This window comes from Fusibacter ferrireducens, assembly GCF_015352425.1.
Lineage (GTDB): Bacteria > Bacillota > Clostridia > Peptostreptococcales > Acidaminobacteraceae > Fusibacter_A > Fusibacter_A ferrireducens.
Genome location: NZ_JADKNH010000003.1, coordinates 77,376 through 100,852, shown reverse-complemented (window position 1 = coordinate 100,852; position 23,477 = coordinate 77,376). Strand labels below are relative to the sequence as shown.

Annotated in this window: 19 protein-coding genes; 2 read left to right on the top strand and 17 right to left on the bottom strand. The window is 37.8% G+C overall.

Annotation, left to right across the window (positions count from 1 at the left end):
• Window positions 1–22: 22 nt before the first annotated feature.
• On the top strand, window positions 23–1,405 hold the full coding sequence (locus ISU02_RS05575; protein ID WP_194700817.1) for a cache domain-containing protein: 1,383 nt from the start codon (window positions 23–25) through the stop codon (window positions 1,403–1,405).
• 63 nt (window positions 1,406–1,468) lie between these two features.
• Here ISU02_RS05575 and ISU02_RS05570 read toward each other — a convergent pair whose 3' ends face one another.
• The 5 genes from ISU02_RS05570 to ISU02_RS05550 form a co-directional block, all read right to left on the bottom strand.
• Window positions 1,469–4,117 (bottom strand): translation factor GTPase family protein, encoded by a 2,649-nt coding sequence (locus ISU02_RS05570; protein WP_194700816.1) that lies wholly within the window; start codon window positions 4,115–4,117, stop codon window positions 1,469–1,471.
• Window positions 4,118–4,420: 303 nt separating this feature from the next.
• Window positions 4,421–5,572: an MBL fold metallo-hydrolase gene (locus ISU02_RS05565; protein ID WP_194700815.1), complete on the bottom strand. Its 1,152-nt coding sequence runs from the start codon at window positions 5,570–5,572 to the stop codon at window positions 4,421–4,423.
• The gene (locus tag ISU02_RS05560; RefSeq protein ID WP_207736200.1) at window positions 5,562–7,244 is read right to left on the bottom strand and encodes an ABC transporter permease; all 1,683 of its coding nucleotides are present in this window, start codon (window positions 7,242–7,244) and stop codon (window positions 5,562–5,564) included. The genes ISU02_RS05565 and ISU02_RS05560 overlap by 11 nt, the downstream gene beginning before the upstream one ends.
• A 41-nt stretch (window positions 7,245–7,285) precedes the next feature.
• Complete coding sequence (locus ISU02_RS05555) at window positions 7,286–8,389, bottom strand: ABC transporter substrate-binding protein (RefSeq protein WP_194700814.1); 1,104 nt, start codon at window positions 8,387–8,389, stop codon at window positions 7,286–7,288.
• A gap of 130 nt (window positions 8,390–8,519) precedes the next feature.
• Window positions 8,520–9,485 (bottom strand): ABC transporter ATP-binding protein, encoded by a 966-nt coding sequence (locus tag ISU02_RS05550; RefSeq protein ID WP_194700813.1) that lies wholly within the window; start codon window positions 9,483–9,485, stop codon window positions 8,520–8,522.
• Window positions 9,486–9,643: 158 nt separating this feature from the next.
• Between ISU02_RS05550 and ISU02_RS05545 the strand changes: the two genes are divergently transcribed.
• A complete protein-coding gene (locus ISU02_RS05545; RefSeq protein ID WP_194700812.1) occupies window positions 9,644–10,540 on the top strand; it encodes a LysR family transcriptional regulator in 897 nt (298 codons plus the stop codon).
• A gap of 153 nt (window positions 10,541–10,693) precedes the next feature.
• Here ISU02_RS05545 and ISU02_RS05540 read toward each other — a convergent pair whose 3' ends face one another.
• From ISU02_RS05540 to ISU02_RS05485, 12 genes are all read right to left on the bottom strand, one after another.
• Window positions 10,694–10,948 carry an HPr family phosphocarrier protein gene (locus ISU02_RS05540; protein ID WP_194700811.1) on the bottom strand — a complete coding sequence of 85 codons (255 nt, stop codon included), beginning with the start codon at window positions 10,946–10,948 and terminating at the stop codon, window positions 10,694–10,696.
• A gap of 92 nt (window positions 10,949–11,040) precedes the next feature.
• Window positions 11,041–12,405 (bottom strand): PTS fructose transporter subunit IIC, encoded by a 1,365-nt coding sequence (locus ISU02_RS05535; RefSeq protein WP_194700810.1) that lies wholly within the window; start codon window positions 12,403–12,405, stop codon window positions 11,041–11,043.
• An 18-nt stretch (window positions 12,406–12,423) separates the two neighbouring features.
• A complete protein-coding gene (locus tag ISU02_RS05530; protein WP_194700809.1) occupies window positions 12,424–12,867 on the bottom strand; it encodes a PTS sugar transporter subunit IIA in 444 nt (147 codons plus the stop codon).
• 38 nt (window positions 12,868–12,905) lie between these two features.
• Window positions 12,906–13,838 (bottom strand): 1-phosphofructokinase, encoded by a 933-nt coding sequence (gene pfkB, locus ISU02_RS05525; RefSeq protein ID WP_194700808.1) that lies wholly within the window; start codon window positions 13,836–13,838, stop codon window positions 12,906–12,908.
• Window positions 13,804–14,604, bottom strand: a complete 801-nt coding sequence (locus tag ISU02_RS05520; RefSeq protein WP_194700807.1) for a DeoR/GlpR family DNA-binding transcription regulator — start codon at window positions 14,602–14,604, stop codon at window positions 13,804–13,806. The genes pfkB and ISU02_RS05520 overlap by 35 nt, the downstream gene beginning before the upstream one ends.
• 327 nt (window positions 14,605–14,931) lie before the next feature.
• Entirely contained in the window at window positions 14,932–15,678 is a 747-nt protein-coding gene (locus ISU02_RS05515; protein WP_194700806.1) for a Na-translocating system protein MpsC family protein, read from the bottom strand.
• On the bottom strand, window positions 15,675–17,927 hold the full coding sequence (locus tag ISU02_RS05510) for a sensor histidine kinase (protein WP_194700805.1): 2,253 nt from the start codon (window positions 17,925–17,927) through the stop codon (window positions 15,675–15,677). The genes ISU02_RS05515 and ISU02_RS05510 overlap by 4 nt, the downstream gene beginning before the upstream one ends.
• A 108-nt stretch (window positions 17,928–18,035) precedes the next feature.
• Window positions 18,036–19,115 (bottom strand): methyl-accepting chemotaxis protein, encoded by a 1,080-nt coding sequence (locus tag ISU02_RS24255; RefSeq protein WP_194700804.1) that lies wholly within the window; start codon window positions 19,113–19,115, stop codon window positions 18,036–18,038.
• Window positions 19,116–19,187: 72 nt separating this feature from the next.
• On the bottom strand, window positions 19,188–20,696 hold the full coding sequence (locus ISU02_RS05500; RefSeq protein WP_194700803.1) for a tripartite tricarboxylate transporter permease: 1,509 nt from the start codon (window positions 20,694–20,696) through the stop codon (window positions 19,188–19,190).
• 11 nt (window positions 20,697–20,707) lie between these two features.
• Window positions 20,708–21,187, bottom strand: a complete 480-nt coding sequence (locus tag ISU02_RS05495; RefSeq protein ID WP_194700802.1) for a tripartite tricarboxylate transporter TctB family protein — start codon at window positions 21,185–21,187, stop codon at window positions 20,708–20,710.
• 70 nt (window positions 21,188–21,257) lie between these two features.
• Window positions 21,258–22,313 carry a tripartite tricarboxylate transporter substrate binding protein gene (locus tag ISU02_RS05490; protein WP_194700801.1) on the bottom strand — a complete coding sequence of 352 codons (1,056 nt, stop codon included), beginning with the start codon at window positions 22,311–22,313 and terminating at the stop codon, window positions 21,258–21,260.
• Between the two features lie 12 nt (window positions 22,314–22,325).
• Window positions 22,326–23,441: a 2-methylaconitate cis-trans isomerase PrpF family protein gene (locus ISU02_RS05485; RefSeq protein ID WP_194700800.1), complete on the bottom strand. Its 1,116-nt coding sequence runs from the start codon at window positions 23,439–23,441 to the stop codon at window positions 22,326–22,328.
• Window positions 23,442–23,477 lie beyond the last annotated feature (36 nt).

Genomic DNA, 23,477 nt, shown 5'->3' with positions numbered 1-23,477 from the left:
TTATTTCTTGGGAGGTGTTGGTGTGACCAAACGATTAAACAGCAAAGTTCTAAAAAGCTTGATCTACATGCTCATAACGGGGTTTCTTTTTTTCAATATTTACAAGCACACCTATCAAACCATCTTGCAAAACGATTATACAGAAGCTTTTGATCGCTCAGTACAACAATATAATCTCTCTATTAAAGATTTCTTTTCCAACATTGAAAGTGCCACTGAGATGCTCTCTAAAAATGAACTGATCCAATATGTCTCTGATGATCCAGAAAAATATTATGATTCTACACTGGATCTCTTGAAAAATTTTTATCAAGTTTATGACTCAACTGCATTTGCCTATTTTACACCTGAAAAAAAAATATGGGGTTCCCAAAAGCTTATTTCGTGGCCTGATACCTCTGAAACGCTTTCAAATACATCTTGGGAAGCACAGCAAAGACCTTGGTATATTAATGCAATCCGTTCAAATCCTAATTTTGCTTGGACTGAACCTTATGTAGATACTACAACGAATAAACATGTGATCACAGTGTCCAAAACTGTCATTGACAAAGAGAATGAATTTAAAGGCGTATTGGCTATTGATATCTATCTGGATGATCTGTCAGAGCAGATTCATGCTTTAAAAAAATACAATGAAGGTTCTGTCTTTATGATCTTGAAGATGGATAATCAAAACTATTTTATTATAGATAATCTCGACAATGATATCTCTAAAACGTTATTTACCAACGAACTCATTGATCAGATTTATCAAAATGAATCGGATGCCCTATATTTTGAAAATAAATCTGGTCACTACTATATCTCCTATGCGACAAACCCAATTACAGGCTGGAAAGCTATTGGCGTCATCGATCCCTATAAGTTTACTCGAGCGACTACACGTATCATCATCAATCTCCTTGTGGGAATCGTCACCCTCATCTCAATCAGTATTTTCAGTGTATTGTATATTAAAAAACAGATCGGAAGCACTATACAAACCTTAAGCGGCTCAATACTGGCCACTGAAGATAAGCCAATTTCTCAAATACCTAAGATGGACTTATTGAAACTGGAAACAGAAGGACAGACGTACGAAAAGACCACTTCACACATCAATCTTCTATTCCATATTGAAGCTGAAAAAGAAAATATCCGTACACATGCACATGATCTATCTGCACTTGATCTCTCAAAAATCAAAGCCATTAATCATTCACTATCAAAGCTAGCAGATTATAAAAATGCACTTAATCTATCACTTAAATCCCATGAAATCCAAGTCATTAGCATGCGTCATTTTCTATTGGAACTCAAAGAACAAATAAACCCTTTACGCCAAAACGCCAACACCTTAGCCTTTGAAGCAGAACTCAATCGATTGGATGAACTTATCAAAGACATCATGCCTGACAACTGATGCGTTAAAAAACCACTCAAAAGCGTCCATTTATTCTGGAGACGCATTTGGGCGGTTTTATATTTAAGGTTTACGTATCAATGCCTCAATCTTTTCTTTTTCACTTGCAGATAGGGTATCTTCTAGTGCCGTTTGCTCTGTATTATCTTGCTTGAGATAATCTGCCTTCAAGCGTTCACTTTGCAATTTAATTTCTGCCATGAGTTCTCGGGCCGATAGCAGCGCACATCCAGCGCCTCTGATGATCACTTGTTGCAAGCCGTCTGATGTGGCCACTGTAATATGGTATTTATCTTGATGGGCGTGCGCAAATTTTTCAATATAGTGATCCGCAGTTTGAGCCTCACCTGTGAAAACCACATGAATATTGTGATAAGCTTCAATGGATTCCCTTCGCCCTTCAAGACGATAAGCATCAAACACAACGATAATATGGTTCTTGCACATCCCTTGATAGTTACTTAAAATATCCATCAGCTTCATTCGGGCGGCATCCAAATTATCAGCGGCAAGGGCTTTTAAATCAGGCCATGCAAAGATGATATTATACCCATCCACGAGCAAGTAAGCTTCGGTGGTTGTCTTTGGTTTTTTAATCGTAGGGGGCGCCGTTGACTCATAAAAGTTTTTAGGTCGCTTCTTTTGTGCTTTCCAAGCCGATTTTTTGCCCTGATTGGCATTGTAGGTGCTATTGATGATCTGGTCAATCTCCTCCAAACTCAGCCATTCTGTTTCGCTTTTTACAGAAACTTCTTTTGCAATTATCTCCTGCTCCGTCTTAACGGACTTTAAATACCCTTCAACATGCATATAAGTCTTGACTTCATCCCACGGCACAGAAAACCCTGAACCATGAGCACAGAACACGGAACCCGTTGGATTTTGACTATCTCTTATGGGATCATATGCTATCTGATCTATGATCTCACTTGCATTGTGGCAGCTATCATAGCCTTCTAAATTTAAAAAGAGCAAGCCCTGTCCCTTAGAATATGCGATAACTTCCTTTTGATAATTTCTCATGGTGGCAACAGGTGCTCGACCTGATATCATGGCTATTTCACCATCTGAATGTGCAATCGTACAAGTACCATGCATGTTCTCTACATCTGTCATAGCCCTCCCCACCAAGTTTTCCGGAAGTTCCAACTGAAAGGCATAATAAGGCTCCAGCAAAATAGAGTCTGCTTCCATTAGGCCTTGCCTGACAGCGCGATAGGTTGCCTCTCTAAAATCGCCACCTTCAGTGTGTTTGTTGTGTGCACGACCAGCAACTAATGTAATTTTCATGTCTGTAATGGCAGAACCAGTGAGCACCCCACGATGTACCTTCTCTTTAAGGTGCGATAGAACCAATCTTTGCCAGTTTTTATCAAGCACTTCTTCACTGCAAAGTGAATCCACTTGAATCCCGCTCCCTTTTTCCCCTGGCTCCATTAAAAGGTGTACTTCTGCGTAATGTCTCAGAGGTTCAAAATGACCAACACCTTCCACCACATTGACGATTTTTTCCTTATAGACGATGCGGCCTTCTCCAAAATAAATACTCACGTCAAATCTTTCTTCAATAAGCGCCTGTAAGATTTCAAGTTGCACTTCACCCATGATCTGAACTTTTATTTCCTGAAGTTCTTCATCCCACATGAAATGAAACTCCGGCTCTTCTTCTTCCAGTAATCTTAATTTAGGCAACATCAATCGTTCATCCATACCTTCAGGAAGCACGATCTTATAGGATAGAACAGGTTCCAATATAGGAGCCATTGAAGAGGCTTCTATCCCGAGACCTTCTCCGGGCTTGCTCAAATTGAGTCCAGTCACGGCACAGATTGCACCTGCACGGATCTCATTGACAGCACTGAATTTCTGTCCCGAATAGATTCGAATTTGATTGACTTTTTCTGTCCATCCCGTGCCTTGCAGAGCCTCTCTTACTTTGAGAGCACCTCCAGTAAGCTTCATATGCGTCAAGCGATTGCCTTGATCATCTCTCGATATTTTAAATACCTTCGCACCAAATTCAGTTGGATAACGAGACTCTTTCACATAATCGTTTATGGCTTCCATAAAGACTTCCACACCCTGTAATTTCAGTGCAGAGCCAAAAAAAACAGGGAACACGCTTCGATTCTTAACCATTTCACGTATTTGTTCAATGCTCACGTGATCTGTTTCAAGATATGCTTCCATAACAGTTTCATCGCATAATGCAATTTCCTCGGAAAAAACTTTGAGATTTTGAATGCCAAAATCAATACAATTATCTCCTAAATTTTTTTTAACGTCTGCCAAGATCGCCTCTTGATCCGTTCCATTTTGGTCCATTTTATTGACAAATATAAACGTTGGTATTTTATAAATTCTCAGCAACCGCCACAAAGTTTTCGTATGTCCCTGTACACCATCTGCACCGCTGATGACTAAAATCGCATAGTCAAGCACTTGTAACGTCCGTTCCATCTCAGCCGAAAAATCCACATGTCCTGGTGTATCCATTAATGTGATTTCCGTATCCTTAATATTAAAGATTGCCTGTTTAGAGAAAATGGTGATGCCTCTGGTCTTTTCAAGTTCAAAAGTGTCCAGATAAGCATCTTTATTGTCAACACGTCCCATTTGACGTATTTTGCCACTTAAAAAGAGCATGCTTTCTGATAAAGTTGTCTTACCGGCATCCACATGTGCCAGTATGCCTATTACTAATTTTCTCATCTATTGTTTAAAATCCTTCATTCTATGTTTTTATAGGCTTATTTGTGTAAACTCAGCTCACTTAACATCATATCAGCTCAACCCGACTTTGACAATTACATCCACAGGATGATCGCGCTTTTTGGCGTTACTATATGCTTAGAGCTCTATATTTAATTCATAAAAAAAGAAAGCAAATCCTCCAATTGGACTCACTTTCTCAACTCATATTATGGTATTGTAAAAACGCGTAATCACGACAGTCACCACTTTTAATCCGCTCAAGTTTCTCAGACTTTCGCCTGATTCATACTTCCCTTCATTCTAGAATGCAATCGATGCTCTAACTTCACAGAAATAAACATTGTCAAACCCTTTGGACTGGAGCATCTTGACACTTTTTATGTTTTCATCCCCATCTAAATGACATAAAATCGCTTTTTTCACTTTAAGAACGTTCAACAAATTGATGACACCTTTAACGCCCTGATGCGCTTTCACACTGAGATACAATATACGATCTGAAAAAAACGTCTCTTGATATTTCAAAAAGTTTGCTTTCGACGTCAGATAAATTTGATGCCCATTATTTTGTAAAAAAGATGCCACTGCAAATTGCCTTTCTGAATTCAAAAGATCTTGTTCTAAAAAGATAAAATCCGCCTCTTTAAACCACTCCAATCTAAAACTTTCAGAGTGCCTATGCCTTTGTTCATCACAGAGATGAAGCCGCCTTTTTCTAGACTTCACTTGCCTGACAATCTCATCGTAAAGTGCTTCATCATAATAGAAACTATGATTTGGATATTGCTCACTTAGGCCTACTATGACTTCGATTGCCTTGCTAAATCGATTGACTATAAAGAGATTTCGCTTTCCAAATTCATGAGCCTCTTTTTTTGACTTGTGCTCTTCTAAGCCATTCGCACAATCTATAATTGCAAAATCAATTACATCTGAACCCATGGCCTTTTCAGGACTATGAAAGGGCAAAATTTGAACTTGATGATTATAGTCACCAGAGTAAAAGATCACTTTCCCGTCAATTTTGATCAAAAACCAAATGGCGCCGTACATATGTCCACTGGCACCATAGCAGAGTTCAATGTGCTCTGACAACTTAAACCATTCAAGATAATCCGCCATCTGATCCACATATTTAAAATCATGTGCACAATTGCTTAGTATGCTAGAATAGAGTTCATACAGCTGACGCCCAGTCTCTTCACTCATGATGACTTTTTTCCGATAACCCAATTTTATGAGCTCTATGAGCCCTTTAGAATGATCTTCATGAGCATGTGACAATAAAATATAATCCACTTTAGTCAATTTATCATAATCTATTTCTGGCATTTCTCCAGTGACGATATTTATGCCACAATCCAGCAAAATCGATTGATCACCAACACTTACATAGTAGCAGGCACGACCATGTTCTGTCGTCCCTCCCCACACTTCCAGTTTACCTTCCATCATTCACCCTTTTATCTACAAAAATATTGAGTAACATCAGAATGGTTATGGTAATCAACACGGAAACAACTGCCATTGCCATGCCCTTAGATGCTTCTCCTTGTTCAAACTGATTAAAAATATATGTTGAAGACGTCTGCATTCCCGGCGGTAAAATCATAATTGCCCCCACAAGCTCTCTAAAAGCAATCGTAAAGGTCATGGTCCATCCAGCTATGATTCCAGGCATCATCAATGGCAACATGATTTTTCTAAAATTATAAAATGAGCTGCCACCGCATATTTTCCCAGCAGATTGCAAGGATTTAGAAATCTGCGATAGAGCAGATTTTATATACTGCACCGCATATGGGATAAAAAATGTCACATATGTCACAACAATCATCCAAAAAGTATTGTATATGGGAATCATATGCCACTTGGCATTCCAAAAGAGGATAAGACCAATGACGAGCACAATGGTTGGAACCGAGTTGGGCAGTAAACTGAGTAAATCAATGAGCTTACTCAATTTGCCACTATGATTTGTTACGATAAGCGCCACTAAAATACCTATAAGTACACAAATTGATGCCGATAAAATTGCAATTTTTAAACTTGTTAAAAAAGCTTCTGCACTGCTAGAGCCTGTTTTAAAAAGCGTAAGATAGTGTTCTAGTGTAAAATTACCCTTTTGAAGGCCATAACCTCTAAGCTTAATCAAAGAAGTCGCTAGAATGGAAAAATAGGGAATCCCCACAGAAATCGTGAGTATGAGCCCAATATAGAAATAGCTGATTATTTTTTGCGGCTTGCTCAATGACTTCTTAATACGAGCCATACCTTTACCGTTAACGGTTTGATAACTCAGCTTTTTTGAAAATATCGATTGGATACACCAAATTAAAATACAAGTGAACAATAAAAAATAGGAAAGTGACGTTGCCCTACTTAAACTGATCGGCCAACTGGAGACGTACCTGTGAATTTCTGTAGTCAATACATTAAACCCAATACGTCTACCAAAGGTAACTGGTGTGCCAAATTCACCAATAGCTTTCACAAAGACCAGTAAACTGCCTAAAATAAAAGCTGAAAACAATAGCGGCATGGTGATTCTGATCAGCTTATAAGTTGAACTGGCTCCATGCACGACAGCTGCTTCATCCAGATTGCCGCTAATATTTTCAAGCGCATTCTTTATAATAAGATAAATAAAAGGAAACAAATGCAAGCTCATAATCATGACAAGACCAAAGAAGGAAAAAAACAGCTGCTCTTGCCCACTGATCTTTGGCAACAGTTGATTGAAAAAACCATTGGGTTGCAAAAAAAGTATCCATGCCATTGAACCAATATAAGGCGGCGTCATAAAGGGAACGAGTATCACCAAATCAAGCCATTTATGCTTGCCAATCTCCGTTTTAGCAGTTATAAATGCCAAAGGGAGAGCCACCACGCCAGCACCAATAACGACACAAAAGCCAAGTATCAACGTGTTCATTATGGGTTTAATCAAGTTGCCTTCCAAAATAATTCTAAAAGGCGCCATCACATCAAAACTGTGACCATCATACATACTTCTCGATAATATCTGGAAAATAGGTGCCGCAACCAGCACAGTCAGCAGTGTCAGTACAGCAATTTGTTCAATTTTTATATGCTTTTTTATAGCTCTTATCAAAACGCTCACCTGTTCTCTACTCCTGATTTCACTTTTGTCGCCCTAACGATTTATTGGAAAATAGATGCAAATTTTTCAATAATTTGAGTTTGATTTGACATCATAGTCGGCCAATCGTATTTCAACAAAGAAATTTCATCCATATTTGCTCTGTTATCGCATTTGATATCCGACCTTCCTGGAATGATATAAGCCTTTTTAACTAAATCTTGAGCTTTATCCGACAACAGAAAATCAATGAATAAGCGTGCATTTTCAACATTTTGACTTGACTTCAGAATCATAGCGCCTCTAGGATTAACCACAGTACCACTGGTTGGATAGACAATGTCCACGGGTTCTCCCTTAGCCTTGGCAGAATAAGCCATATAATCAACACCCATTAACACTGCACTTTTAGATCCAGTTAGTACGGTTTCAAGAGATGCTTTATTGGCCCCGTCTACACTGGCTTCATTGGATTTCAAATCATTAAAAAACTGCCAGCCTTCGTCACCACAATTGCAAATATAGCCCGATATAAAATCCATACAAGAGCCTGAGAGTGATGGATCAGGCAAGCTCACCTTTCCAGTCCAATCTGCACCTGTGTAGTCATTCCAGTCCTTTCCTGGATTCTTGACCAAGTTCGTATTATAAGTAATTCCCAAAGCAGACGCACTGTAGCCAAATATCTGTGAATCTTGATCTAAAAATTCAGGATATAATTTTTCTTTGTTTCTCGCCTCAGGATAGGCTTGAAGCATGCCAGCTTCTTTGAGACCTATAGCCGCCGACCAAGTTGCCAAGACCACCACATCAGCCACAGGATTTTCTTTTTCAGCTTCCAGCTTACTTAGAATTTTACCCGATGTCGCTTGAAGAAGTTCTACTTTTATCCCCGTTTCCTCTTCAAAAGCCTCTGCAATACCAGCGGACAATCCCCCGGGCCCTGCACTGTACACCACTACTTTATCCGACTTTTCATCTTTTCCTGATTGCGGTACCGGTTGTGTTTCTGGTTGTGTCTCTGGCTTTATTTCTGACTGCGGTGCTGCTTCTGATGCAGACTGCGATGCCAATGCTGTATTATTTGCATTTTCACTGGCAGCACAAGCCGTTAATCCTACTGATAAAATAACAATTGCTAACAGTACACTTAAAATTCGCTTCATCTTCTTGTCCTCACTTCTACTTATTTTTCTCCTCACCTTTACGGCTCTGTGATTGGCGTTTAACTCAGTCTTGCCAAAAGGCATTATTGCTGAGTTCTATGTTAAACTTTTCAGGTTCAGAAAAGCTTAATCAATCTGAAAAATGTATTACTTCTGAATGTTTGAAGTAGAGATCCATTTGATCACCAAGCTGAACACGCCTATTATGATAAATCAACCAATCTCCCTCTGCCTCAATATGAACTGTCACTTCGTATTTTTCCCCCAAATAGGCCACACTTTGAACCACTCCAGAAACTTTCTTATAAGGCCCTGTTGGATATAGATCAATTTTCTCTGGTCTAATGGCTTTAGTCCCACATCTAAACCAATTGCTTTTCCCTACAAAATCCAAAACCATTTTGTTTGCAGGTCTGTTATAAATTTCTTCTGGCGTGCCCACTTGTAAAATTTTGCCTTTATTCATGACGACAATTTGATCCGACATTGACATGGCTTCCATCTGATCATGCGTCACATAAATGCCTGTGAGTTCCATTTGCTTCACCATCTGACTGATTTCAAAGCGCATTTCATCTCTCAATACAGCATCTAGCGCACTTAAAGGTTCATCAAAGAGTACAATTTTGGGATTTGCAATGACAGCTCTTGCAAATGCAACTCTCTGTTGTTGTCCCCCAGAAAGTTGATCTGGAGAACGCTTTGACATCCCCTCTAGTCTGACATTTTTCAGGATGGCTTCCACACGTTTTTCAATACCATCGTGCATCTTTTTTGCTTTTAATGGAAAAGCAATATTTTCAAATACATTCATATGCGGCCAAAGTGCAAATTCCTGAAAGACCATGCCAATTTGCCTCTTTTGAGGCGGAACATTGATATTTCTTTCCTTTGAAAAAATACATTGATCATCAAAGTAGATTTCACCTTGATCAGGTGATTCCAACCCAGCTAAAATTTTAAGAAGCGTCGTCTTGCCGCATCCAGATGGCCCTAGAAGCGATGTGAACATGCCCGTTTTTACCGTTATATTGATGTTTTTTAGAGCGTGTACATCACCATACCATTTATTTAAATTGACAATTTTAACATTCATACGGTCACCCACTTTTTCTTAACTTCACTTGTTCTGGTTCATTATAAAGTTTGTACATTAACTTACTATTTACTCTGCGTTAATCCAAAGTTAAATAAAATTTGAAATAATCTCTATATCCATAGATTTTATCTATATCGAACTGTTGTGGAGGACAAATGAATTATAGAAAATTAGAAATATTGGTTGCAATTGATAAGTTCAATAATATTACAAAAGCTGCTCAATATCTAAATATTAAGCAGCCTACAGTTACCTTTCATATGAAGAGTCTTGAAGAAGAGATGAAAACCAAAATATTCCAAACCAATGCAGGTAAGACGGTCTTAACAGTTGAAGGCAAAGCCATATTCTTTTATGCACAAAAGATTTTGCAATTGGCTGAGGACGCCCAAAAGGTTGTCAAAGAGTTCAATGATCCAGGAGGCTATCACATTACAATTGGCTCCAGCAGTGTGCCATCTGTTTATGTGCTCCCCGAGATCATAAGTATCTTCAAAAAAAATTACCCCAACGCCATGATTACAATAAACGTGATGACGGCGCCTAAAATTCAAGCGTTAATTTCCAATTATGAGCTTTCTTTAGGCATTATTTCATCTGCGGATGTGTTTCTCGAAAACATACCCCATCAAAAATTATGCACTGACAAAATGGTCTTAATCTTTTCAAAAGAGAGTATTCTAAATCAATACGATGTCATCAACAAATCTCATTTAGAAAATGAAAAATTTATTTTGCATACTCAGAATTCCACAACAAGAATGCTCACAAATAAATGGGCTGATGACATCCATCTCAACATAAAAACTTCTGCTGAAATCAACTCAACAGAAGCGATTAAACGCGCCGTTATGTGCAACGTAGGCATCTCAATTCTCTCGGAATTATCCGTCCGTGAGGAGATTGCCTCTGGTAAACTTTCATACGCATATCTCCCTGGCTATTCGCCTTCTCGCAATATTTATCTCATTCGCAATGAAGATCGCTATATTCCTGAGATGCTTAAAGATTTCATCAGACTACTTGAAAATCACTTCATTGAAATGATGTAAATACGGGCACAAAACGATTTTCGCTGACGCTGTTTGTGGTTGAATATCCCTCAGCACAGCTTATGGCTCAAATCTTGTTGCATTAAAAAAAGCAGAGTCCCTCTTTAGGGCTCTGCCAGATTAAAAAAACATATTTCACAAATCCTCTTGATGCTATTTCATAGTTTCTACAATTTCGACCAATTCAGCCATCATTGCAGCTTCATCTTTTCCTGCAAGCTTGATTGTGATCTCAGAACCACATACAGCACCCAGTGTCAAGATCCCCATAACTGATTTGCCATTGACTTCCTTATCACCAAAGATAATGGAAACGTCGCCATCAAACGTCATTGCCTTTTGAGCAAAAACGGAGGCTGGTCTTGCATGAAATCCTGCTTCTGCTTTGAGAATTAATTTTTTTTCCACGTCATTAAACTCCTTTTATACTTTCTTATTTCCCTCTTCCCTTACAGTATAAACCCAATCGATCTTTCGATCAAGTCACATTCGGTTTTATACTATACTGTCTTTTTAAGTGCCATTAAGGAAAATGCTGTAATCGCCATTCCAACGAGAATTGCAACGAGATACATCGGTAAATTGACAACTGCATTTGGAATAAGAAGTACAAATATACCGCCGTGCGGCACTGCCAACCCACATCCAAATAACATGGACAATGCGCCTGTTACTGCAGAACCCAACATTATTGAAGGAATAACTCTTGCAGGATCTGCTGCTGCAAATGGAATTGCGCCTTCAGTAATAAAGGAAATGCCAAGGGCATATGCCGCTTTTCCAGCTTCGTGCTCATCCGGTGTAAATTTATTTTTAGCAAGCGTTGTCGCAAGTGCTATTCCAAGTGGTGGTGTCATACCAGCCGCCATTACTGCTGCCATCACAGGTGATGCTTGACCAGCAACTAAAGAGCCTGCGGCAAACGCGTATGCTGCTTTGTTCACAGGACCGCCCATATCCAGTGCCATCATACCGCCTAAAATCAATCCAAGAATAACCGAGTTGGCGCCACTCATACCTTCTAGCCAGCTGTTCAAACCATTATTGATTGCTGTAACAGGTGTGCCAATGATGTATATCATTGCAAGCCCCACGATTAGAGTACTGAGTACTGGCAAAATCAACACTGGCATAAGCCCTGCCAATGTCTTAGGCAATTTAATAACGCTTTTAAGTCCAAGAATGACATAACCCGCTAGGAAACCTGCAATAATGCCGCCAAGGAAACCAGCTCCAATTGAAGCTGCAAGCATACCGCCAACCATACCGGGAACGAGACCCGGACGATCCGCAATAGAAAATGCAATATATCCAGCTAAAATAGGCACCATTAAAGCAAATGCATTGCCACCGCCAATTGTCATAAGTGCTGCTGCTAATGTGCCTTCTTCTTTAAACGCTTCGATGCCAAATGCAAAGGAAATTGCAATTAATATACCACCAGCCACTACAAATGGAATCATAAAGGATACACCTGTCATCAGGTGCTTGTAGATGCCTTTTTGTTCTGATTTTTTAGTAGCCTTTATAGCGGAGACCTGATCTGTTAAGTCCCCCTTTTGTATTTGAGCGCTGTTGGCTCTATCGATCAAATCCCTTGCATCTTTAATAGCATCTTTCACTGAAACCATCAATACTTTCTTGCCATCAAATCTTTCCATAGGCACGTTTGTATCTGCTGCTACAATTACTGCATCCGCTTGTTTGATGTCTTCATCAGTCAATGCATTTTCAGCTCCCACAGAGCCCCTTGTTTCAACTTTTATGTCTACATTCATTTCTTTTGCAGCTATTTGGAGTGCTTCTGCTGCCATATACGTATGTGCTATGCCTGTTGGACATGCTGTAACCGCCACATATTTCATATTATTGACCTCCCCATTTTATTTACTTAAGATTTCAACAACCGTCATATAATTTGAAGCTTTCATCAAACTGTTTCTGACCTCTTCATGCATCAACTTTCTAGAAATAGTACTTAAAATTTTTAAATGTTCATCTCCGCTTTCCTCTGGTACTGCTACTAAGAAAAATAAAAATGATGGCTTTTCGTCCATGGAATCAAAATCCACACCTTCCTTGCTGCGCGCGAAGACAAGAGATGGTGTTTTTACCCCTGAACTTTTCCCGTGAGGAATGGCAATGCCCATCCCAATTCCAGTACTGAACTCTGACTCACGATTGAAAACCGCTTCGGTATACAACGCTCTATCTACAAGCTTGCCTGATTGCTCAAGCTTATCGATCATCTCTAAAATAACTTCTTTCTTAGTGCTTGCTTTTAAATTTTCAATGTATAATTCCTCTGTTAAAAGTGACTTAATCATATTGCCTCCTTTGTAATGGTCTAAACTCATGTAATGGTCTAAACTAACTTAACGATATCAACTTTCGATATATAGGTATTTAATGATGCCATATTGCCTGTCTTACTGCCCTCTGTTTCAATTACACATGAAGCCGCTGAAATTGCAACACGTAAGGTCTCCTCAACGTTTCGTTTTTCATTTAAAGACTTGGCTAAACCTGCTACAATTGCATCCCCAGCACCTACTGTAGATTTAACATCTACCTTTAAAGCCTCTCCCAAATAAACCGTATTTTCATCAATCCAAAGCAGACCCTTTTCTCCCATGGAGACAACCACCGTTTGAAGCCCCTTCTCAATAAGCTTTTGAGCATAGGATACAACTTCCTCAATCCTTGTTATCGATGTGTTAAAAAGTGCTTCCAGCTCGTGAATATTGGGTTTGATTAAGCTCGGTTTGCTCTCAATTACAGTCCTAAGCTTTTCACCTTCAACATCGACCATTGTATAGGCACCGACTTGATTGGCCTTTTCAACCATCTTGTTAAAAATATCATCGCTTAGACCTTTAAGTGATGAACCTGAAAGTACTAAAAAATCATTTTCACTCAGTGTAGAGCCAATAAAACTTAAAATTTCTTCTTCCACAGCTTCGTCTGCATCTGGTCCCGGCTCATTGATATCCGTATACGTTTTATTGACAACATCTACGATTTTAATGTTTTCTCTTGTGTTCCCCTTGTTTAAAATTACTTTTGTCTTCAGACCCATTTGCTGTGCTTCTTTCAGAATGAAATCTCCATTTGGACCACCGACAATGATGGTTGCTAGAGAATCACCCCCCATGGCCAAGATCGTCTTGGAAACATTTATGCCTTTGCCACCTATGTCTTTTCTAACTTTTAATGTACGGTTTACTTTGTCTACTTCTAAATTTTCAATTTCAATGGTTCGATCAATCGCGGGGTTTAACGTCACCGTTAATATCATTGTTATCACCACCTCCCATTAATACATCAACATCCATTGACTCAAAGTAATCAATAAAGTTCTCATCTATCCCAACATCTGTTATAATGCCATCTACATCTGACAGACTTGCAAATATAGATAGATTCGTCTTGCCAATTTTACTGCTATCTGACACAATAAATTTCTTAGTCGCCTTTCCTAACATCATGGATTTTGTTTCAGATTCTATCAAGTTAGGCGTTGAAAATCCTTTTTCCGAAATGCCATTTGTGCCTACAAAAGCAATATCAGCGTGAATGCCTGTCAAGGCTTTTTCTGTCATTGGTCCAACCATTGCCATGGTATTCCACCGCATTATGCCACCTGTGACAATGAGTTCAATATCATTTTTATTTTCAAGACTCTGCGCAACGTTAAGTGAATTGGTAATCACAGTGATGTGCTTTGCTGTAATATGTTTTGCAATTTCAACAGTGGTCGTCCCTGAATCCAATATAACGATGTCGTGATCTTTAATCAAGGATGCTGCAAGTCGACCAATGAAGTCCTTCTCTTTATGATATTTATCTTTTTTTTCTACAAACGTCGGTTCATCCTGATTTGCATTAATTGCAAGTGCACCGCCGTGAGTTCTGATGAGTAACTTCTGTTCATCTAATTCACTGATATCTTTTCGAATCGTTGGTTCAGAAACCGAAAAAATTTGAGACAGATTAAAATTTCTCACTTTGCCTTTTTCATTTAATATTCTAAGTATTTCTCTTTTTCTTTCTTCTGCAAACATACTAGGCCACCTCAGATCTTTTGTTGTACTTTCTTTTCATTTTGTTTAATACCCCTTTTTTATGCTATTAATTATTAATAATTCAATATATAGACAATTTAACTTTTTTGTATTTTCGATACTTTTCTTTTATCAGACGTTAACTTTCGTTTTCTTTTATTTTACTTTCATTTTCTTTCGTTGTCAACCTTTTTTTTATTATTGGAATAAAACCGCACAGAGTAATTATCTGATAATTTCTAAAAATATCTTTTTAAAAATCACAAAAGAGACCTTTCGGTCTCTTGCTGTTATTTCTTAATATACTATTGATTTTATAGGATAATACTATTGCGTCTGAAAAGTCAGTAGGGTTTCATCAATGAGACAATCCGTTGAACAACTCACCCATTTGACGGCTATATTCAAGTCATCTTCAATCATCTTACAAAAATAAATTTGATTATCAGAGTATAATTGATTTCTTAAATAATTAACCATGTTAACATTTTTCTCGTTTTTCATTAAATTTTTTTCCATGAGCGTCATTGCACCGAAAATGGTGATCATCAGTTGTTGATTATTGTGCTTGATATTGACTTCATTTGGCCCCTTCCCCATTTCTGATTTTATATACTTTATCAAATTTCGTTTTAATTGGTCTAAACCTTCTCCGCTAAAATTATTTTGCATTGCATCTTCTCTTTTAATGATTTCTTTTGCAACCTGATCTAAATGCTTTTCCAACTTATTGAGATCCACTGGTTTGATGAGATAATTGGTAATATTTAAATCTACCGCTGCCAAAATGGATTCCTTATCGGATAGTGCCGTTAACATAATAATTGGAACCAATGGCGCCCAAGATCTCAAGATACTAACCATTTTCAAACCATCCATTTTGGGCATTCTTATATCACAAATAACAATATTGGGTGCGCATTGCTTGTATTTTTCAAGACCTTCTTCACCATTTTTAGCAAAATATATTTTGCCAACACGCCTTTTTAGGTAATCCGACAATTCTTGCCTCTGCATTTCATCATCTTCAACAAACAATACTCTTAAAAATTTCAAATGCGCCTTTTGCATCATACTGTCCCCTCTCTATCCAATGATATTATCGCTTTTAATCCATCCTCATAATTCATTAGCGACAGCATTCCCCCAAAGTTGCGTTCAATAATTAATTTTGAAATGTATAGTCCAATGCCAGTCCCTTCTCCCTTATTCTTTGTTGAAAAATAAGGCGTAAATAAATGAATCATGTTCTCATCCGCTATGCCGCCACCATTATCTAAAATTTCTATTACCAAGTTGCATTCCGTTTCTATTACCCGTATTTCTATTTTGCGATGTCCCTTACAAAGTTTAAGTGCATCAATTGAGTTGTTTAACAAATTTAATAGGACTTGAGAGAATTGACTGTGATAGCCTAAAATCTCAATATCATTATCTGCTTCTATAATCGTTTCTATCTCATAGATGTTTAGCCTATCTTTAAGCATATCTATAGAGGTTTTAACCGTTTTTATAAGGAAAAAATGGTCTCTTTCACTATTGGGATTAAAGAAGTATAAAAATTCATCAATAATCGCTGACATCTCCTGAACAATTGTTTGTGTCTTGCTGATTTGTTCTTTAAAATACACTTCTTCAAGCTCATCATAGTTATAGGCGTCTTCAATATTGCCTATGATTAAATTCAATCTAGATAAAGGCTGCCGCCACTGATGCGCAATACTTGCAATCATTTCTCCCATAGCAGCTAATCTAGACTTATAAATCATAATGCCTCTATTTTTCTCAATGAGTTTATCCTTTTGTTTCTTTTCTGTAATATCTCTGCCCACAAACATGAGAAAGAGACTTTCTTCCATTATGAATTCATGTACATAAAGCTCAACTGGAAAAACATCATTCCTAGAAGTTGTAAAATTGGTTTCAATACAAATCTGCCTATTTTCAGTCATCATTTTTTCAGTTCTATTCTTTTCAATTCCTGTGATTAATTGATCTGTCATATTTTCTAGAATATCCGATAATTTCATTTGGAACAATTCATCACGTGTATAACCCAACCTTTCACAAGCATAATCATTGACCTCTAAAATTTCTAATCCACCCTCTTTAATCGAAGATGCATTCACGACAAACGTCAACTGCGTCCCTGTATTAAATAATTTAATAAATTTTCTTCGACTTTCTCTCAAATTATTTTCAAGTATAATTCTTTGCTCAATATCATTTTCAAGCTCACTATTTAGATCTTGAACTCGAGCTAAAAGGACGCCTACCTCATTCAATTTTTTTTGTTTCATCATCATAAAGACAATGTAAAGTGCTGATAAACTACAAGATAAGGCGATAATTGACATGACAATGATTGTCGTATAAAGATTGGTTCTAATGTATTTTGTCGCTTCATAATAATCGCTTGATACCGTAACAATCCAAAAGTCGTTTCCAAAATATGCAGGTGAATAGCCGTTAAATTTTAATGTCAATTTAGGTTTTTCATCAGTAACCCAAACCGACTTGTAGACACCAGTGCCGCGTTCACCATTCATTTGTTTATCAAACATCTCTTCAAGATCAGACCAGTCATAATTGGGATATTTCTCTTTTCTAATCTTGAGAACATCCTGCCCTAACTGGTCTGCCTTGGGATGCATAATAAAAACACTACTGCTCGTTTTAACCGATGCATATCCTTTTTTTTCAAATTTTATGGGTTGAATAAAATTTTGATATATTTTATTAATTGAAATTCTGGCTCTTATATTGCCAATAACCTTCTCCTCATTCCAGATAGGTTGATTTAGATAAAAATAGGGATTTTTTCCCTCATCGAAATAGACCTCACTAGCGGTTTGTAAATTTGTCCTGAACGCCTCTTTAACATCTTCTATATTATCATTAGCATTCTTTTTATAAGGCTCTAAATAGGTTCCAATGAGTGCTGAAGAAGTTCGGTAAAGTTGGATCCCTTCAAAGCCATTCTTTTGAGTGGAGAGAAACATCTGCATTTTATCACTTACAGCTAATGATTTTTGATCAGAGGATTCTTCTAGAAATGCACGTACGTCGAGATCGCGTTCAAGAATCATAAGGATACTTTGTTGATTAGAAATATAGCTTTCAATAGATCTCGCAATTGTATCTGCAATATTAAGGAGTCTATCTTGTTCATTTCTGATGAGATCATCTTTAAAACGGTTATAATTCGAATAAATAATAAGCGCTAAAACGGCAGATAAAAGAATACTTAACAAAATAATAAATACAGACCTTTTAACGAGATTATTATTTTTTTTTAAAGGATTGTTTTTCATCTTTTTCATTTCCTACCATCCTTAATTTATGATGTCGTTTTATTGGATTGTCTCAATTCTATTATACCGCTTACACGGTTCATTCTAAATACTATTTCCAAGAATGAATATTTTTATTCAACTTGAAAGCATCATTTCTTCGCTCAAATTGTTGATTTCACCTATCATAATTGCAATCGAATTTGTTGCAAGTGCCTGCTCTTGTGAAATTTGAGTTGTCATGTTTGTATTTTCAATAACGCGCGTCATAGAGGTCCCTAATTCAGTCAACAGTTCCTTTATTGATATGGCTGCTGAATTGCTGAGTTCAGCAAGCTTGCGAACTTCTTCTGCAACCACAGAAAATCCTTTCCCAGATTGTCCGGCACGCGCCGCTTCTATAGAAGCATTTAACCCAAGCATATTGGTCTGTCTCGCTATAGATTGAATTGTCTTAAGTATTTCCCCAGTTTTGCCAACACCATCTGATGCCTTTTCAGTTATCGTTTCAACTGCTTTCATCGTAGCTGCAAGTTCTTCTTGAGATGCATTCAACTGTTGCATCGCTGCAACAACATTTGATATCGAATCCTTGAGCTTTTTAGCTCTTTCTATCAATTCTCCTTGCCGATTTTGTTGATCAATGACTTCCATTACTTTTTTTGCCATTAAGCTGACTGATTTTGAGGTCGCAACTCTCGGTGGGCTGACGATTATGTTGAGCTCAGAGTTAAAATAGATGCTATACTTTTTATAAAAATCTGCGGTTTTCGAAAGATAGGCATTGTTTCCAATGATATAATTGACGCTTGAAAGCTTTTTCTGAATTTCTAATTCAGAAGAATCGCCGTATGTGATTGGCACATAATGAATATGACTTAAATTGGCTTCCATTAATGCATTTTGAAGAATCTGCACGCCACTGCTGCTAATACTTACAATACCAACTGTTGCACCTTTAGGAATCTGAGCAACAGATACGAAAAACTCTACTGGGGGAAGCATTTCCAGTGCAATTACCTTTTCTCGTCCAAATATTTTTATAAACGCTTCTTCACGATTTATAAATACAAGATATAAATCGCCCACACAATCTTGATACGCATTAACAGTTGTACACGTTGTTTCTACTAAATTTCCAAAAGTATGCTTTACCACATCTTCCAACTCTATAGCCGATGTCTTTGTTGCTCCAATTAATACCAGTCGAATACTCATGCTATCCTCCAATCATAAAAAACTCGTAAAGAGGTAGCTTTATAAACTACCTCTTTGTGAATATTTATTAAACTAGTGTGTACTCTTTTCAGTCTTTGCCTTCTTGTTCTTTTTATATTTTGAAATAATAGGCGAAAGAAACGTTATTGCTGCAACCATTAAGATGAACAGAGAAAGCGGTCTTTCTACAAAGCCACTCCAGCTTCCGTTTCCAATAATGATTTGTTTTCTCAAAGAGTTTTCAACAAGTTCGCCTAGTATTAATCCCAAAATAAAAGCTGAACTTGAATATTTAAACTTTTCAAAATAATAGCCAATAAATCCGAAAATAAACATAATGGCAACGTCATAAAAGCTATTTTTAAGAGAGTAAGCACCAACAACACCCAATGTTGCAATTAAAGTGCCCAACAGAGGATATGGCAATTTTAAAATTCTAGCGAACTCACGTGTGACAAATCTGCCCCCAACAAATAAAAGTAACGCCGCTATTAACATGCCAAAAAATATAGCATTTAGCAAAATAGGCTGGTCTCTAATCAATAATGGTCCTGGTCTGAGGCCCAAAATCATAAAAGCGGCCATTATAACTGCAGCTACAGGACTCCCTGGTATGCCCAGCACCATTGTTGGCACCATACTCCCACCAACAGCAGCATTATTCGCCGACTCCGGTGCAATGATGCCCTCAGGTATTCCCTTGCCAAATTCTTCTGGTGTATCACTAGAGCGTACGGCTTCTCCATAAGAAATCAAAGATGCAATGGAGCCGCCTGCAGCAGGAATGATCCCGATAACCGTGCCAATAATTGCCGATTTTATGAATGTCTTCCACATTTTTAGCATTTCAGAAAATTTCATAATCACTAAGGATACTTTGGAATTTGTAACCGTACTCGTGTCCCGATGTGATAACTCTTCAACATTTCTGTACACTTCGGCGATCGCAAAAGCGCCAATCATTACCGATATATAATTGATGCCGTTCAGTAGGAAAGGTTGCTTAAAAGCAAATCTTTCAATGCCGTTTATGGAGTCAATGCCTATGGTTGAAAACATCAATCCCAAAAGAACAGAAAGAATGGCTTTCATCTGATTTTTTGAACCTATGCTTGTGATACAACTTAAGCCTACAAGACCTAATGCAAAATACTCTGCACTTTGAAATTTTAAAGCCAATACAGCGAGTAAAGGTGCACTGATCACCATACAAATCGCTGAAAAAATAGTGCCAAATGAGGATGCAGATACTGCAAGCCCCAAGGCAAGCCCTGCATCTCCCCGCTGTGACATGGGATAACCATCAAAAGTAGTTGCAACCGCTTCTGGGGTCCCAGGTGTCTTAAGCAGTATTGCAGAAATGGAACCGCCTGTCGCCCCACCTACATAGACTGAAACCAGTAATAAAACACCCGATACGGGATCCATGGAATACGTAAAAGGCAAGCACAATATAATTGCCATTGAAGAACTTAACCCTGGTAACGCACCACATACCATTCCAAATAATGTGCCTAAAGTTATCAACATTAGATTGAAAGGCATTATGATCTGTGATAATGATTGAATGATAATATTCATTTTAATCCCTCCTAATATATGAGATAACTCAAGTCACGAAATACGCTGATACCTCTTGGAAGTGGTATAAAAAATATTTTGCCAAAGACAAAGACTAAAACAGCACTGACTAAAATAGTGTATATTGCCAATGCTCTATGTTCCTTATAGCCCATACTCTTGGCACTGGTAATTAAAAATATCGGCGTTGCTATTATGAACCCAACAAAATTTAACAGCACGACGTATAGACTCACCGCCATTACATTCAAGGTTACTGCCTTACCACCAGCTGTCTTTAAATTAAACATTGGGATATCTATCTTCTTCTTATTTTTAAGGATATCTCTTGTTATAACGATTAAAACAACAATGCCTAAAACTGCTATTACTAAAGGAAATCCACCTGCTCCAAATATGTCGCCTTCGGTATTTGACGCCCCTAACTGCATCGCAAAGAACATGTAAAGTAAAATAAATAAAGCCACAATCGAATTGAAAACAATTTCCATTTACCCTGACCACCTTTCAAATGATCTGGAGGATTCACATGAAATCCTCCAGAATTCAATCTACCAACTCTTATTTGATAACTCCCATGAGCTTGAAGATTTCAACATAAGAATCGAACTCTTTATCCCATGCTTTTCCAAAATCTTCAGAATTTAAATAACCTTCACGAACATTGGTCATTTCTCTTGCTTCCATTTCTTTATATGCTTGATCTTTATAGGCCTCTTCAAATGCTTCTATGATGATCTTTTTAACTTCTTCAGGTACGCCTTTTTTGATAACAAAACCTCTCCATGACCCTTGGGTAAAGTCGATGCCTTTTTCAACAGATGATGGGACATCTTTTAAGACTTCCACAGAATCCAATTTTTTATCATTTAAAACAACTAGCGGTCTAACATCGCCCGATTCCACTAATGGTAAAAATGAGATTAATTTATCTTGATAAACATCTAATTCCCCACCTAAAACAGCCGCTTTAAGTTCTGATCCAGATTTATAAGGTACATAAGTCCACTCTATACCTGCTGCAAGTGCAAATCCATTTGCAATATAATCATCTAAACCGCCTGGTGATAAACCACCTATTTTCAATTTTTTAGGATTTGCTTTTGCATATTCAATAAGTTCATCAATATTTTGGAATTGGCTATTTACAGAAACACCAATTGAAACCACATCCGATTGAACACGCATAATAGGCTCAAACTCACTTCTAAATTTGATACTGCTTTTACCTTGCGCTTCAACAATGAGTAAAGACGGTGTAATTTCTAAAACTGTATAACCATCTGCTGGCGCGCCATAAGCATAAGTTAGGCCCTCAATTGTGCCTGCGCCGCCTTTGTTTACTGCAGTCAAAGGTTTACCAAGATACTTTTCAACGATTTGCGCATAGCCTCTTGCAAAGATATCACTTGCGCCACCTGTTCCAAATGGAATTACCATTTCAATAGGTCTCTTTGGAAAATCAACTTTTTTTGCTTCTGGTGCTGCTTGCTCTGGTGCTGAAGCTTGTGCTGATTCTTTTGCTGGCGCCGGTGCTGGTGCTTCTGCTTTAGGTGCACATCCAACCATTGTAAATACCATCACGAAAATAAATACTAATGCTAAAATCTTTTTCATCTTACCCTCCAATTAATAATTTTTATGAGTGAACACATAGCCTTCCATGATTCTTCTGGAAGTTCGTGACACTTGCACAGATTGAATTTGTTCTCCACACATCTGAATCTGAGTCTCCATAACACCACCTGGATGTGCTATTCGAGTCTTAAGTTGATCACTGACCATTATCCTATTTACAATCGTATCTTCAATTTTAGAAGCTACAGAGATGCAAACAGCGCCTGTAATAGCAAGTGCTTGATGTGGTTTCTGCATTGACATCATTCGAATCATGACATCCATATCCCCAGATTCATATTGGATGCCTTTTATATCCTTATAACTTTGAGCTGCGGAAACGATGGTTGCCTTTGGAACTGCTGGCGATTTAACAGTTGCTTCACTCTTATCACAAAACCCGCAAAGTTCTGCTGCAATAGACCTAATTTCCTCAATATAACCCAGTGTCACTCCATCGAATTCACTAGGAAGCTCTATGCCTTTAAGACCCACGTCTTCAGCCTTTATGAAGACTAGCGGATTCGCTGCATCCACAATTGAAATTTCAATCTTGCCTCTTGATGTTTCAATTAAATCCCTTGGATTATCCGTTGGAAGCAACTTCCCTGTAACCGCACCCTCAGAGCCGTGAAAAATAAGTCCTATTTTCGAACCACTTCCTGGAACGCCGGGAATTTCCAACGTGCCTTGAGACACATAAGCACCATTTTCCACCACAACTTCGGCTTCAATAATTTTATTGGTATTTGTATTCTTAATCACAACCGTTTTCTGTTTTAATTTAGAATCAACTTCTATAAGACCTTGTTCAATTGCAAATGGCGCTACGGCTGAAGAGATATTACCGCAATTCCCATTCAGATCTACGACACTCTGGTTTAAGCTCACCTGCGCAAAAGTATAATCGATATCAATGCCAGGTTCTTCAGAACGTGCAAGTATAGCCACCTTGCTCGTTAAAGAATTAGCACCACCAAGGCCATCAATTTGCTTTATATCTGGACTTCCCATTACATCCAATAAAAATTCTGGCCAAACCTTTTCATCTTTTGGCATATCTTCTTTTTTAAAACAAACCGCCTTGCTTGTACCGCCTCGCATAATCACACATGGAAATTTATTCATATGTCTACCCTCCTAATCCCTTCACTATTTTTATTG

Bases quoted from the DNA above. Each gene is read 5' to 3' on its own strand.
- ISU02_RS05565 (WP_194700815.1), bottom strand. From the start codon at position 5,572: ATGGAAGGTAAACTGGAAGTGTGGGGAGGGACGACAGAACATGGTCGT.
- ISU02_RS05550 (WP_194700813.1), bottom strand. From the start codon at position 9,485: ATGAATGTTAAAATTGTCAATTTAAATAAATGGTATGGTGATGTACAC.
- ISU02_RS05510 (WP_194700805.1), bottom strand. From the start codon at position 17,927: ATGAAAAAGATGAAAAACAATCCTTTAAAAAAAAATAATAATCTCGTT.
- ISU02_RS05515 (WP_194700806.1), bottom strand. From the start codon at position 15,678: ATGATGCAAAAGGCGCATTTGAAATTTTTAAGAGTATTGTTTGTTGAA.
- ISU02_RS05530 (WP_194700809.1), bottom strand. From the start codon at position 12,867: ATGATTAAGTCACTTTTAACAGAGGAATTATACATTGAAAATTTAAAA.
- pfkB (WP_194700808.1), bottom strand. From the start codon at position 13,838: ATGATATTAACGGTGACGTTAAACCCCGCGATTGATCGAACCATTGAA.
- ISU02_RS05495 (WP_194700802.1), bottom strand. From the start codon at position 21,187: ATGGAAATTGTTTTCAATTCGATTGTGGCTTTATTTATTTTACTTTAC.
- ISU02_RS05520 (WP_194700807.1), bottom strand. From the start codon at position 14,604: ATGTTTGCAGAAGAAAGAAAAAGAGAAATACTTAGAATATTAAATGAA.
- ISU02_RS05490 (WP_194700801.1), bottom strand. From the start codon at position 22,313: ATGAAAAAGATTTTAGCATTAGTATTTATTTTCGTGATGGTATTTACA.
- ISU02_RS05570 (WP_194700816.1), bottom strand. From the start codon at position 4,117: ATGAGAAAATTAGTAATAGGCATACTGGCACATGTGGATGCCGGTAAG.
- ISU02_RS05485 (WP_194700800.1), bottom strand. From the start codon at position 23,441: ATGAATAAATTTCCATGTGTGATTATGCGAGGCGGTACAAGCAAGGCG.
- ISU02_RS05500 (WP_194700803.1), bottom strand. From the start codon at position 20,696: ATGAATATTATCATTCAATCATTATCACAGATCATAATGCCTTTCAAT.
- ISU02_RS05555 (WP_194700814.1), bottom strand. From the start codon at position 8,389: ATGAAGCGAATTTTAAGTGTACTGTTAGCAATTGTTATTTTATCAGTA.
- ISU02_RS24255 (WP_194700804.1), bottom strand. From the start codon at position 19,115: ATGAGTATTCGACTGGTATTAATTGGAGCAACAAAGACATCGGCTATA.
- ISU02_RS05535 (WP_194700810.1), bottom strand. From the start codon at position 12,405: ATGAAATATGTGGCGGTTACAGCATGTCCAACAGGCATAGCACATACG.
- ISU02_RS05545 (WP_194700812.1), top strand. From the start codon at position 9,644: ATGAATTATAGAAAATTAGAAATATTGGTTGCAATTGATAAGTTCAAT.